This is a genomic window from Xanthomonas boreopolis (genome assembly GCF_046529185.1).
GTDB lineage: Bacteria > Pseudomonadota > Gammaproteobacteria > Xanthomonadales > Xanthomonadaceae > Pseudomonas_S > Pseudomonas_S boreopolis.
This window is the reverse complement of sequence record NZ_CP097162.1, coordinates 4,389,979-4,403,070: the sequence shown is the minus strand read 5'-3', so window position 1 is coordinate 4,403,070 and position 13,092 is coordinate 4,389,979. Positions and strand designations below refer to the sequence as shown.

At 69.4% G+C, this 13,092-nt stretch carries 8 protein-coding genes; 4 read left to right on the top strand and 4 right to left on the bottom strand.

What is annotated here, in order from left to right:
• Positions 1 to 79 precede the first annotated feature (79 nt).
• The gene (rep, locus tag M3M27_RS19625) at positions 80 to 2,056 is read left to right on the top strand and encodes a DNA helicase Rep (protein WP_434026713.1); all 1,977 of its coding nucleotides are present in this window, start codon (positions 80 to 82) and stop codon (positions 2,054 to 2,056) included.
• A 100-nt stretch (positions 2,057 to 2,156) separates the two neighbouring features.
• Positions 2,157 to 2,672, top strand: coding sequence for a GNAT family N-acetyltransferase (locus tag M3M27_RS19620; protein ID WP_218569889.1), 516 nt, complete (start codon positions 2,157 to 2,159; stop codon positions 2,670 to 2,672).
• 114 nt (positions 2,673 to 2,786) lie between these two features.
• Here M3M27_RS19620 and M3M27_RS19615 read toward each other — a convergent pair whose 3' ends face one another.
• On the bottom strand, positions 2,787 to 3,449 hold the full coding sequence (locus M3M27_RS19615) for a YceH family protein (RefSeq protein ID WP_434026712.1): 663 nt from the start codon (positions 3,447 to 3,449) through the stop codon (positions 2,787 to 2,789).
• A gap of 95 nt (positions 3,450 to 3,544) precedes the next feature.
• Here M3M27_RS19615 and M3M27_RS19610 point away from each other — a divergent pair, with 95 nt between their 5' ends.
• Positions 3,545 to 4,498: a 5'-nucleotidase, lipoprotein e(P4) family gene (locus M3M27_RS19610; RefSeq protein WP_434026711.1), complete on the top strand. Its 954-nt coding sequence runs from the start codon at positions 3,545 to 3,547 to the stop codon at positions 4,496 to 4,498.
• Positions 4,495 to 5,217, top strand: a complete 723-nt coding sequence (gene pyrF, locus M3M27_RS19605; RefSeq protein WP_434026710.1) for an orotidine-5'-phosphate decarboxylase — start codon at positions 4,495 to 4,497, stop codon at positions 5,215 to 5,217. The genes M3M27_RS19610 and pyrF overlap by 4 nt, the downstream gene beginning before the upstream one ends.
• Positions 5,218 to 5,509: 292 nt before the next feature.
• On the opposite strand, the gene M3M27_RS19600 is transcribed toward pyrF, so the two are convergent.
• From M3M27_RS19600 to M3M27_RS19590, 3 genes are all read right to left on the bottom strand, one after another.
• Positions 5,510 to 8,569: a TonB-dependent receptor domain-containing protein gene (locus M3M27_RS19600; RefSeq protein WP_140727952.1), complete on the bottom strand. Its 3,060-nt coding sequence runs from the start codon at positions 8,567 to 8,569 to the stop codon at positions 5,510 to 5,512.
• A gap of 101 nt (positions 8,570 to 8,670) precedes the next feature.
• Positions 8,671 to 9,720, bottom strand: a complete 1,050-nt coding sequence (locus M3M27_RS19595) for a LacI family DNA-binding transcriptional regulator (protein ID WP_434026709.1) — start codon at positions 9,718 to 9,720, stop codon at positions 8,671 to 8,673.
• Positions 9,714 to 12,734 (bottom strand): galactose-binding domain-containing protein, encoded by a 3,021-nt coding sequence (locus M3M27_RS19590; RefSeq protein ID WP_434026708.1) that lies wholly within the window; start codon positions 12,732 to 12,734, stop codon positions 9,714 to 9,716. Before M3M27_RS19590 ends, M3M27_RS19595 begins: the two co-directional genes overlap by 7 nt.
• Between the last annotated feature and the right edge of the window lie 358 nt (positions 12,735 to 13,092).

Here is a 13,092-nt window from a genome sequence, read left to right as displayed (position 1 = left end):
GACCAGTCGACGGGGGTTGTCAACGCTCGGCCCAGTCCCTCCGGGCTGGCTACAATGCGCGGCCGACGGAAGTTCGCCCATGCACGGTCTCAATCCTCCCCAGCGCGCCGCGGTCCTGCACTGCGAAGGTCCCCTGTTGGTGCTCGCCGGCGCCGGCAGCGGCAAGACGCGCGTGATCGTGGAGAAGATCGCGCACCTGATCGGTACCGGGCGCTACCCGGCCCGGCGCATCGCGGCGATCACCTTCACCAACAAGTCGGCCAAGGAAATGCGCGAACGCGTGGCCAAGCGCATCCGCGGCGACGGCGCCGACGGGTTGACGATCTGCACCTTCCACGCGCTGGGTCTCAAGTTCCTGCAGATCGAGCACGAGGCGGCCGGGCTCAAGCGCGGTTTCTCGATCTTCGATACCGACGACGCCACCGCGCAGATCAAGGACCTGCTGCACGGCGCCAAGCCGGACGCGATCGAGGACGCCAAGAACCTGATCTCGCGCGCCAAGAACGCCGGGCTGTCGCCGGAGCAGGCGATGGCGGTGGCGCGCAGCACGCGCGAGATGGAGGCGGCCAGCCTGTACGCGCGCTACCAGGCGCGGTTGACCACGTTCAACGCGGTCGACTTCGACGACCTGATCCGCCTGCCGGTGCAGATCCTCGAGGAGAACGAGCAGATCGTGAAGGCCTGGCGCGAGCGCATCGGTTACCTGCTGGTGGACGAGTGCCAGGACACCAACGACGCGCAGTACCGGCTGCTGAAGATGCTGGCCGGGCCGAAGGGCAACTTCACCTGCGTGGGCGACGACGACCAGAGCATCTACGCCTGGCGCGGCGCCAACCCGGAAAACCTGCTGCAGATGGGCAAGGACTACCCGCAGCTGGAAGTGATCAAGCTGGAACAGAACTACCGGTGTTCCAACCGCGTGCTGCGCGCCGCGAACGCGTTGATCGCGCACAACCCGCACGAGCACCTGAAGACGCTGTGGAGCGACCAGGCCGACGGCGAGCGCATCCGCGTATGGGAGTGCCGCGACAGCGACCACGAGGCGGAAAAGGTCGCCGCGGAGATTTCCTTCATCGCCACCAGCAAGCAGGTGCCGTGGAGCGATTTCTGCATCCTGTTCCGCGGCAACTTCCAGTCGCGTCCGCTGGAAAAGGCGATGCAGCTGCTGCGCGTGCCCTACCACCTGACCGGCGGCACGGCGTTCCTGGAGCGGCAGGAAGTGAAGGACGTGCTGTCGTGGCTGCGCCTGCTGGTCAATCCGGACGACGACGCGGCGTTCCTGCGCGCGGTGCAGTCGCCCAAGCGCGAGGTCGGCGCCAGTTCGCTGGCCAAGCTGGCCGAGCTGGCCGCGGCCAAGCACGTGCCGATGTCGCGCGCGGCCGAGTCGATGGGCGCGCTGCAGCAGTTGCCGCCGCGCGCGGCCAACGGCCTGAGCGCGTTCACCGACATCCTGCGCGAGCTGCGCCAGGCGGCCGGCAAATTGCCCGCCGCCGACCTGGTGCGGCTGTTGGCCGAGAAATCCGGCCTGGTCGCCGACCTGCGCAACCAGGCCAAGGACGAGGCCTCGTTCCAGCGCCGCAAGGCCAACCTGGAGGAACTGGCCGAGTGGTTCGAGGGCGGCCCGCGCGGCGCCAGCGCGGGCGACCTGGCCGCGCAGCTGGCGCTGCTGTCGCGCAACGACAAGGACGACGGCGGCAACCAGGTGCGGATGATGACGCTGCATGCGTCCAAGGGCCTGGAGTTCCGCTACGTGTTCATCGTCGGCTGCGAGGACGGCGTGCTGCCGCACGAGGTCAGCCTGGACGAGGGCAACCTGCAGGAGGAGCGGCGGCTGTTGTACGTGGGCATCACCCGCGCCAAGGAGCAGCTGTGGATGAGCTACAGCCGGGTGACGCGCAAGTTCGGCGAGCAGATCCGGCTCAAGCCGAGCCGTTTCTTCGACGAGATCCCGGCCGAGGAGATCCAGCGCGACGGCGCCGATCCGGTGGCCGATGCCGAGCGCAAGCAGGAACGCGCCAAGGCCGGGCTGGCGGCGATCCAGGCGCTGTTCGACTGATCGAAGGGACGGCATGGCGGTTCCGGGCGGAGGCGCGCCGGGACCTTGCCAGCCTCGTTCCTGTGCGGCAGGCTGCACTGCCTTCCCATAGGAGCGGATCGTGCCCGTCGTGATCGAAACCGAGCGCCTGCGCCTGCGCGAGCTGGAACCGGAGCGCGACGCGGCGGCGATGCTGGTACTCCTCAACGAGCCCGGCTTCATCCGCGGCATCGCCGATCGCGGCGTGCGTACCGTCGAGCAGGCGGCCGACTACCTGCGGGAATGGCTCGGTGCGCAGTACGCGACCTACGGCTTCGGCCATTACGCGCTGGAGCTGCGCGATGCCGGGACGTTCCTGGGCACCGCCGGCCTGATCCAGCGGGCGGACCTGGAACTGGCCGACATCGGCTACGCCCTGCTCGACGAGCACCATGGCCGCGGCTACGCGGAGGAAGCTTCGCGCGCGGTACTGGCGCATGCGCGCGACGTACTCGGGATGCGCGGGGTGTGCGGCATCGTTTGGCCGGGCAATACCGCCTCGGTGCGATTGCTGGAAAAGCTCGGGCTGCGTCGCCAGGGCGAGTACAAGATCGCGGCCGAACGCGAGCCGCGGGCGTATTACGAGCTCATCTTCTGAGCCGGGCGACTCCGTTCGGAGCGGAGCCGCCCGTCGTCCCTGCGAAGGCCTGGCCGGGTGCGAGCCGATGGCGCGCAAGCGACCCGTCCTCATTCCCGCCTTCACGGAAAGCGGTTAGACGGTGCCCTGTAGCCGCTCCTGCAGCAGCGCGAGCTGTTCCTGCAGCTGCGCCACCTGGTCTTCCAGGACCCGCACGCGAGCGTCCAGGTCGTTGCCTCCGGGGACGCCGGCATGCGTGGTCGGCGCGGCGGCGGCCAATGCGGCGACGTCCACCGCGCCGCACAGCTGGTGCATGTAGCGGTCCTCGCGCTGGCCGCTGGCGCGCGGGACCACGACCGCCAGCGCGCGCTGCACCAGCCGGTCGAGGTGGTGGCGCAGGTCGTCCAGGTCGTTGAAGCGGGCCAACCGTTCGCTGCGGGCGAACAGTTCGCCGGCGGTCTGGGGGCCTCGCAGCAGCAGCAGGCCCAGCAGCGCCACCTGCTGCTGGGTCAGGTCGAGCGCGCTGCCGAGCCGGTGCTCGTAGCGCTCGGCGCGCGAGGAGAACTGCTGGCGCACCAGGCCGAGGGCTTCCAGGCGGCGCAGCGCATTGTGGACCTCGCCCGGCTCCAGCGCCAGCACCGGGTCGCGCGCGGTCTTCTGGTTGGCGGCGACGTGGGTGGCATTGACCGTGAGCGGGTAAGCGTCCGGCGTGGTGGCTTCCTTCTCGATCAGGCACCCCAGGGCACGCGCCTGGGCGGCGTCGAGGACCGGCAGTTCGGGCAGGGAGTCGGTATGCATGCGCGCGGGCTCCGGAAGGCTGGGCGCGCAGGATAGCCGACGCCGATGTCGAACCGCCGAAGCCCGGCCGGTAGAATTGCGGGTCTTTACTTCGGTTGGATGCCATGCGCCGTTCCGCTTCCCTGACCCTACCGCTCCTGATCGGTGCCGTGCTGGCGCTGCCGGCCTGCAAGCGCGCGGACGATGCCGCGTCGCAGGCACAGCCGGCCAGCGCACCGGCCGGCGACGAGGCGAAACCGGCGGATGCCGCCTCCGCCAAGCCCGCGGCGCTCCCTGCCGGCGACGACAATCTCAACGCCGTGCTGTGGATGCAGCGCTCGGAGGAGTACAAGGCGCTGGCCGAGCAGACCTACCGCGCCGCCGCCGACAGGCTGGATGCCGCGTTGAAGGAGAAGCACTGGGATGCGCTGGTGCCGGAAGAGCGCGCCAATGCCGCCGACGGCCTGAAGCCGGCGGTGATCATGGACGTGGACGAGACCGTGCTGGACAACTCGCCCTATCAGGCGCGGCTGGTGCGCAACGGCAAGGAATACGACGAAGTGAGCTGGGACGCCTGGGTGGCCGAGAAGAAGGCCAGGGCGATCCCCGGCGTGGTGGATTTCGCCAGGGCCGCCAACGCCAAGGGCGTCACCGTGCTGTACATCTCCAATCGCGCGGTGCACCTGAAGGAGGCGACCCTCGCCAATCTCAAGGCGGTAGGCATGCCGGTGGCCGACGACGGCGTGTTCCTGGGCCTGGGCACCTTCGTGAAGGATTGCGAGCAGAACGGCAGCGAGAAGAACTGCCGCCGCCGCCTCGCCGGCCAGAAGTACCGCGTGCTGATGCAGTTCGGCGACCAGCTCGGCGATTTCGTGCAGGTGGCGGCCAATACGCCGGAAGGTCGCGGCGCATTGTTGCAGCAATATCACGACTGGTTCGGCGAGCGCTGGTGGATGCTGCCGAACCCGAGCTACGGCGGCTGGGAGCCGGCGCAGTTCAACAACGACTACGGCCAGCCGTGGCAGGCCCGCCACGACGCCAAGCGCGCCGCGCTGGACGTGGCGCCATGAGCCGCGGCCCGTTGCCGTTGGGTGCGCGCGAGCGGCTGATCTTCGCGCTCGACGTGCCCGGCCGCGCCGAGGCGATCGAGTGGGTGGATCGCCTCGGCGAGTCGGTGTCGTTCTACAAGATCGGCATGGAGCTGTTGGCCTCGGGCGAGTATTTCGACGTGCTCGACGCGCTGGCCCGGCGCGGCAAGCGCGTGTTCGTCGACCTGAAGTTCTTCGACATCCCGGCGACGGTGGCGGGCGTGATCCGGCGGCTGTCGCAATGGCCGGTGGACTACTGCACGATCCATGGCTGGCATCCGGCGATGATGCAGGCCGCCGCCGAGGCCAACGGCGGCGAAATGCGGCTGCTGGCGGTGACGGTGCTGACCTCGATGGGGCGCGCCGACCTGATGCAGATGGGCATCGACCGCGAACCGGTCGAGGTGGTGGTCGAGCGCGCGCTGGCCGCGCAGGCGGCCGGTATCGACGGCGTGATCGCCTCCGGCCAGGAGGCCGCGCCGATCCGTCGCGCCACGGGTGCGGATTTCTCGATCGTCTGCCCGGGCATCCGTCCCGGCGGCCCGGTGGGCGACGACCAGCAGCGCACGGTCGGCGTGGCGCAGGCCTTCGCCGACGGTGCCGATGCGATCGTGGTCGGGCGCCCGATCCGGCTGGCGGCCGATCCCCGGGTGGCCGCGGAGGCCATCCAGCGCGAGATCGTGGACGCAATTTCTATTTAAAACAGCTACTTGCGTGTAATAAATTAAGTGTTGCCTTAGATTCGCCGGCGGCGTACGATGCCGCCGTCCGGCCCGTACGGCCGGAGATGTGCCACAACACCGTCCTCCGGCTCAAAGCCGGTTTCGAGGGGCCTGCGATACCTCCGGGTGCGCGGCCTCTTTTTTTGTTCGCCGATCATGGCCGGCGGCGCGGCAGATGCGCTTGCGGGGCGGATACGACGACGGGGCCCGTGGGCCCCGTCGAAGAACGGCCATGCATGCGATGCATGGGCCGGGATCGCGATGGATCGGATCAGAACTTCGCGCCGATCTCGAACGTCACCGTGCGCGGGACGTACAGGATTTCGCCGCTCCGGTTGATCGAAACGTAGCTGGTATCCAGCGCGCCCCCGGTGCCGAAGTAGTTGCCGGCTCCGTTCGGACCACCGTAGACGTACGTGTTGTAGTTCTTGAAGTTGAAGGCGTTGAGCAGGTTGATGCGCGCCGACATCTTGAAGTCCTTGTACACGGTGAACTCCTTGGTGGCCTGGAAATCAACCGTGCGGTAGCCCCAGATATTGCCGCCGAACAGGAACTTGCCGCTGCCCGGCGGCACGAACCCGATCTGTTGGCAAGTCGCGCCATCGGGATCGGTGTGGCCAAAGCAGGCGATGGTGTTCTGCGGCATGGGCGTGGCCAGCACGAGCTTGGCACCGAAGGTAACGCCCCATGGGCCGTCGATCGAACCGGAGGCGACGAAGCGGTGCGCCGAGACCGCGTTGGACTTCACGAACGGATAGTCGTGGATGGTCGGCTTGTCGAACGCATACGGCTCGTCGATGTTGCGGTTCTGGCGCGCGCTGGTATGGGTATAGGACAGCGTCAGGCCCCAGCCCGATTCCTTGGTGTAGGGCTTCTCGGCCGACAGCAGCACCTGGCTCGAACGCTGCTCCAGGCCGTTCATGCCGAGGATGCTGTTGCGGTAGCCCGGCACCGGCTGGTCCCACGGCGCACCGCCGGTGGGGCTGAAGTACGAGCCGTCCGGGAAGCGGTTGACCAGCGACATCGCGAAGCCGTCGTAGCTGAGGATGCGCTGGAACGTCACGTCGGTCAGCCACTCGCCGACCTGGTTGCTGATGCCGATGCTGTACTGGTCGCTGTACGGCGTCTTGAGCTTGTTGTTGAACAGGAACAGCTCGGCGCTCTTGCCGACGCCCGGGATGGTGTTGAGCTGGTCCACGCCCTGCAGGAAGCGCGGGTCCCACGCGACGCAGGTGTTGTCGGCCTTGTAGCAGGCGCCGGTGGCCGGGTTCTGGAAATACACCACCACCGGCGACAACGCGGACTTGCTGGTTTCCAGCGCCAGCTGCTCGAACAGGTTGCGGTCGTAGGAGCGGGCGGCACCGCCGTGCAGCACCGCGGTCTCGTCGCCGAAGAAGTCGTAGGAGAAGCCGAAGCGCGGTGCCCAGGCATCCTTGAAGTTCTTGCGGTTGTGGCCGGTGCTGATGTAGTCGGCGACGTTGATGCCGGTGGCAAGCAGGCGGTCGGCCCACGGATGGCCCGGATTCTGCGGGTCGTCCGAGTACAGCGCGTCGACGTACGCCTGCGAGGTGACGAAGTCGGTATAGGCCGGGGTGTCCTCGTAGTCGTAGCGCACGCCGATGTTGAGCATCAGCTTGTCGTTGACCGCCCAATCGTCCTGGATGTAGATGCCGTACTGCTTGGACGGCGACTTGACGGTGGCCTTCTGCCCGGGCGTGTCGAAGGGCGCGACGAAGTCCACGCGGTACGGCGTCGACGCCACGCCGTTGGCGTCGACCGAGTAGGCGAACTGTGGATTCAGCGCGGCCGCGTCCTGGGCGGTCAGTTCGACGTCCTTGTAGCTGACGCCCATCTTGATGGTGTGGTCGCCGTGCCACTGGAAGCTGGTGAAGGTCAGGTCGTTCTGCAGGAACCAGCCCTTCTGTTGCTTGCGCTGCACGTTCAGGCCACCTGCCGAGCCGGTCGCCAGGTAGGTGTACTCGCCGATGTTCGGATCGTTGTAGTTGAGGTACTTGTAGACGACACCATTGCCGATGCTCATCGGCGTCGGGTTGTTCTCCGAGTCCTCGGTGCCGACGATCAACTCGTTGTACCAGGCGTCGGCGCTGTGCTGCCAGCGCAGGGTGGCGCGCTTGTCCTTGTTGATCTTGTTGACGCCATGGTCCGGCGCATCGGTGTCGCCTACATTGCCGACCTGGGTTTCGTCGCGGTACAGGCCGCTCAGTTCGAAGCGGTCGCGGTCGGTCGGCTCGAAGTCGATCTTGCCGAAGTACAGGTCCTCGGAGAACGGCATGTTGGCCGCGCCGTACTGGCTGCTGATGTTGGAAGGCAGGTAGCCGACATAGGGGCCCGCATTGGCATCGGGCTGCACGCTCTTGGGCACCACGTTGTCCTTGCCTTCGTAGGCCACGAAGAAGTGCATGCGGTCCTTGATGATCGGGCCACCCAGCGCGAAGCCGTACTCCTTGGTCTGCGAGTCGATCTTGCCGGACTTCTCCTCGTCGGGCCGCTTGTCGCGCAGGTCCTGGTCGGTGTAGCGGTAGAACACCTCGCCGTGGAACTCGTTGGTGCCGGACTTGGTCGCCGCGGTGATCGCCGCGCCGCTGACCTGGCCGTACTCGGCCTTGTAGTTCGAGGTGATGACCTTGTACTCGCCGATCGCCAGCTGCGGGAACGGGTTGCCCTGGGTGTCGCTCTGGCCGGCGATGCCGCCGCTGCGCACGTAGCTCTTCTGGCCGACACCGTCGATGTACAGGTTGCCGGAGCTGGCGTTGGAGGCGCCGCCGCGCAGCTTGGTGTTCCCGTCGCCGTCGATCTGGAACACCATGCCCGGCACGGTGTCGGCGAATTCCAGGAAGTTGCGCGTGGCCTGCGGCAACTGCTGGATCTGGCGCAGCGAGACGGTGTTGCCGACCTCGGAGGTCTTCACGTCGCGGATCAGCGGCGCGGACACGTTCACGGCCGCGAGCGTGGTGGCGTCGCCGGCCGGCGCCTGCGCTTGCGCCTCCAGGTTGACGGTGGCGGTGGAGGCCACCGACAGCGTGACGGTGCGGCTGACGCCGCCGGATTCGACGGTGTAGGTGCCCGGCGGCAGGCCGACGATCGTGTAGCTGCCGCCGGCGTTGACCGGCGCGCGGCGCACCGAGCCGGTGGCGACGTTGGTGACGGTGACTTCGGCGCCGCTCTGCGCGGCGGCGACCTGGCCGCGCAGCGTGGCGGTACTGGTCTGCGCCAGCGCCAGCGGCGCGGCGGCGAACAGGCCGGTGGCCAGGGCGCAGTACAGCAGGCTGCGCGCGGGCAGGCTCGACAACGGATTTTGATTCTTCTTCATGGCAACCCTCTCCCAAGGGACAGCGCAAGACGGGTGGTTTGGAACTGGAGCGAATCGAAGATGCAAAAAAGCAGTGGGCGGGTGACGCGGGTGCGAAGGGATCAGGCCATGCGGGGCCTCCGGGGGGCGCTCGAGGCGCGGACGATCAGTTCGGGAACGATCCCGGAGGTGGACGGCGCCGTAGGATTCGCGTCATCTGCCGGGAGAGAAAGCTGGTCGATCAGCAGTTGCAGGGCGCGCGCGCCGAGCCCGGCGATGTCCACGTGCATCGTGGTCAGCGCGGGGTGCACGTAGCGCGCCAGCGGGACGTCGTCGAAACCGGCCAGGGCGATGTCGTCGGGCACCTGCAGGCCGGCGTGGTTCAGGGCGAACAGGCAGCCCAGCGCCATGGTGTCGTTGGCCGCGAACACGGCGTCCGGGCGCTCGCCGCTCGCCAGCGACTGGCCGGCGCGGTAGCCGGAGGCTTCGTCGAACAGGCCCGGCAGGTCCCAGGGCGGCAGGCCGGCGTGGGCCATCTCGTCGCGATAGCCGCGCAGGCGTTCGTGCGCGTCGAAGCTGTCCTGCGGTCCGCCGACGAAGGCGATGCGGCGATGGCCGGCATCGATCAGGTGGCGCGTCATCGCGCGCGCGCCGCCGTAGTTGTCCACGCCCAGCGCGGGATAGCGCGCCGAGTGCGGGCCGCTGTTGAGCAGCACCGCCGGCAGGTGGACCGGCAGGCCGTCGAACAATCCGCTCTCGTCGCTGCACGGCGCCATCATCAGGACGCCGTCCACGCGCCCGGGCAGGCGCTGCAGCGCGCTGCGCTGCTCGTCGATGCGGCCGTGGTGGCTGGATACCAGCAGGTGGTAGCCGTGCTGGCGCGCGCCCTGGTCGATGCCGCGGATCAGCTCGGAGAAGAACTCGCCGTACAGGTCCGGCAACACCACGCCGATGGTGTGGGTGCGCCGGCTGCTGAGGCTGCGCGCGGCATGGTGCGGCACGTAGTGCAGCGCCTGCGCCGCCTGCATCACGCGCTGGCGCACGGCTTCGGCGACGTGCTGCTGGCCGTTGATGGTGCGCGACACCGTCGCCACCGAGACGTTGGCCTGGCGGGCGACGTCGCGGATGGTGACGCCGCCGTCGCCGCGGGCCCTGCGTGCGCGGATCACCATTGCGCCTCCAGCGTGCGGAAGGGACGTTCCAGCAGGACGCCGCTGGCGTCGTAGTCGCGCACGACGCGGCCGTCGACGCGCACCTGTTTCGGGCGCGTGCGCGCCGGCCACCAGACGCGCAGCGCCGCGTCCGCGCGCAGGCCCTCGCCGAGCGAGAGCCGCAGGCGTCCGCCATCCTGGCGCGCCTGCAGGCGCAGCGTGCCATAGGCGGTGGGCAGGCGATCGATGGCCAGGCCCTCGCCGGCCAGCCACGCCGGCGGCGCGCCGGGCAGCAGCGACAAGGCGTCGTCGTCCTCGCGCATCAGCATGCCGAACAGGGTCCGCGCGTACTCCGCGCCGATCCAGGTGTGCGGCATGTCGCCGAGGTAGCGCGGAAAGCGCGGCCGCGAGTGCACCACCTCGGCCAGCACCTGCCATTCCTGCGGGCGGCGGTCGCGCAGGAAGTCCTGCAGCAGCTCGTCGGCCACGGCCGGCTGGTCCATGTGCACGTAGCTGAGCACGTTGCGGATCTCGTACGGCGTGTAGGCGTACAGCGCGCCGGGGCGGGTGCGCTTGCGCACGTCGTCCAGGTAGCGCGCGAAGGTGGTGCGCAATGCGTCCTGCGGCAGCACGTCCTGCGCGCCGGTGGGATCGAGCGCGATCGAGACGCTGGTCGGGTCGCCATCGCCGAGGTCGGCCGAGGCCGGGATGAAGTCGGCGCCCTTCCATGCCATCGTCGCGCGGATCGACGCGGCCAGCGAATCGTGCAGCGCGCGGTACTGTTCGCGCGCCCACGCGGCGGTTTCGTGGTCGCCGAGCGATTCGGCCAGCCAGGCGCCGTCGTGCCAGCCCTTCAGGCCCCAGTAGTCGTCCCAGTAGCTGTGCGTCGGCGAGGGATAGCCCTCGTGGCTGATCGACGGCGCCAGGATGCCGGCGAAACGTTCCGGCGCCGGCTGGCCCGCCATGTAGCCCGGCACCAGCGTGCGTTCGCGCAATTCCTGCAAGAAGCGCATCGCGGCCTTCACCTTCGGCAGGTAGGCGCGCACCGTTTCCGGGCCGCCGTCCAACCGCGCAACGTCGGCGACCAGCGCGATGTACTGGCCTTGGCTGTCGTACTCGATGTCCGAGCCGAACCCGGTGTTGACGGTGCCGTCGTCGTTGAGGATCGGCGAGACCAGGCCGTTGGGATGCACGCCGTGCTCGCTGTACCAGGCCAGGTAGTCGCGCGCGACCTTCGACTCGCCCATGCGCAGCAGCACCGCCGAGGTGGCCATGCCGTCGCGGATGAAGGAACGGTTGTAGTTGCGCGGGCCGGGCTGCATCGCCGGGCCGGTCTGGTTGATCAGCATGTACGCGGCCTGCGCGCGCAGCATGTCCACGAGCGAGGGATCGGGCAGGCGCAGGCCGACCTGGCCGAGCCGGGCCTGCCAGTCGGCGGAGGCGCGCGCGGCCAGCGCATCGAAGGCGGCGTCCGGGTCGCGCGGCGCGTCGCCCAGGTCCGGCGCCGGCGCTTCCGGCAGCGTGCCGTCGGCGGCCGCGGCCGCGGTGCCGAGCGGGAAGGCGACCACCACCGAGCGGCTGGCGCCCGGTGCGAGGCGGACCCGGTAGGCCAACGCGGCGGCGGCCAGGCCGTCGGGATCGTGCGCCTTCGGCGTCGCCGGCAACTGGCCTGCCGCGATCGCGGCGGTGATCTCGGTGCTGCCGTCCGGACCGAACGGCGCGGCGCCGGCGGCATCCACCGGCGTCAGCGAGTGCAGCAGGCGCCGGTCGTTGACGCGCACGGCCTGGCCTTCGATGACGACGTCGCGGATCGGCGACAGTCCCCCGTTCTGCCACGGCGGGTTCATCTGCATCGGCCGCACCGCCAGCGACAGGGTGCCGTCCACCGGGACGCTGCCGGTGTTGCGCAGGCGATGGCGCACGAACGTGACCGGCTGGCCGCCGAGCTCGACCGCGAACGCCTCGCTCTGCAGCTCCAGCCCGGGTTGCGGGGTCCAGGCGACCGACGGCATCGGCTTCCAGCCGTCGCGCAGCGCATGCCGTACCGGCCGGTCGGCGGCACCGGCGGCGGTACCGTCGGCATTGCGCCAGATCGGCTGCACCAGCGGCGCGCCCTTGAACGCTTCCAGGTTGCCGTATTCGTCGAAGATCGATTTCTGCCGGCCGGCATGCACGCCGACCGCGGTCCAATAGGTCTGCTGCAGGTGCAGCGAGGCCGGGAACAACGCGCGCTGCGCGCCGGTGGCGGCGATCTGGTAGCGCTTCATCGGCGTCATGGTCGCCGCCGGTCCCAGCAGGCGTATGCGCGCCACCCGGGGCGCGTCGCCCTCGACCACCAGGCGCAGGGCCCGTGCGGTCACCGCGGCGTTGCCGGCGAGCCAGCTGCTCTGGCGGCTGCCGGCCTGGGGATCGCGTGCCAGTTCGCTCCAGCGACCCCGTGCGTCCTGGGCCTGCAGCCGGGCCGCGCCGTGCGGGCCGGCCCAGTCCACGGCCAGGCCGGCCGTCGGCAGGGCGCGCGGTAGCGCGATCTCCAGCGCGTGCCCGCGATCGCGCGCGGCCGGGATCGCGACCGCGCCGCCGCCTTGCCAGAGCGCGGCGGCCTGCGCCGGGTCGAACCCGGCCACGCGCGCGCTGGCGGACGCGGCCAGCGGCTCCATCTCGTAGATCGACACGCCCCAGTCGGCCGTGCGATCGGGGCTGGCCAGGCGCAGATAGCGCGCGCTGCGCGGCGAGAAGAACACGGTCTCGGTGCCGCCCAGCGAATCGGGCATGGCGTAGGCGTCCTGCCACCGGGTGCCGTCGACCGAGGTCTGGAGGCGGTAGCCCTCGGGATTGGCCAGGTCCCATTGCAGGCGGACGCCGCCCAGCATCGCCGCATGGCCCAGGTCGATCTGGAACCAGTGGCCCGGGCTGAAGGCGCCGCCGGTGCGGGTCGCCGGATCGCCATCGATCAGGTGCTCGACCGCCATGGCCTGGACCTGCTGCGATGAACTGCTGGCCCGCCACTGCTCGCGCGGCGGCAGGTCCTGCGCCATGCCGGCCCAGGCCGGGACAAGCAGGGCGAATGCAAGGCCGAGCCGGCGGGCTGGCCTGGTGATGACTGCTTGGCAATTGGCGCGTGTTCCGGTCACTCCCCGCCCTCGCTCTCCACCGAGGCCCCGGAAATGAGGCGGCGCGCACGCTATCAGGAACTGCAAGCGTTTACATGATGCACTGCAATATTCGCCGGGGCATGCCATGGGAATGAAACACTTGGGCATGCGCGGACATGCCTGTCCACATTTGTCCGCGGCGGAGACAGCGCGGACAAGGGTCGCAGCGCCGGTCCGGGCGTTGCCTTGCCGCGGTCATCACCAACCCGCAAGATGGCGGATCGATCGGGGAAATCGAAAC

Excerpts from the sequence above, each read along its gene's own strand:
- rep (WP_434026713.1), top strand. The coding sequence starts at position 80 with ATGCACGGTCTCAATCCTCCCCAGCGCGCCGCGGTCCTGCACTGCGAA.
- M3M27_RS19615 (WP_434026712.1), bottom strand. The coding sequence starts at position 3,449 with ATGCATACCGACTCCCTGCCCGAACTGCCGGTCCTCGACGCCGCCCAG.
- pyrF (WP_434026710.1), top strand. The coding sequence starts at position 4,495 with ATGAGCCGCGGCCCGTTGCCGTTGGGTGCGCGCGAGCGGCTGATCTTC.
- M3M27_RS19600 (WP_140727952.1), bottom strand. The coding sequence starts at position 8,569 with ATGAAGAAGAATCAAAATCCGTTGTCGAGCCTGCCCGCGCGCAGCCTG.
- M3M27_RS19590 (WP_434026708.1), bottom strand. The coding sequence starts at position 12,734 with ATGGCGCAGGACCTGCCGCCGCGCGAGCAGTGGCGGGCCAGCAGTTCA.
- M3M27_RS19595 (WP_434026709.1), bottom strand. The coding sequence starts at position 9,720 with ATGGTGATCCGCGCACGCAGGGCCCGCGGCGACGGCGGCGTCACCATC.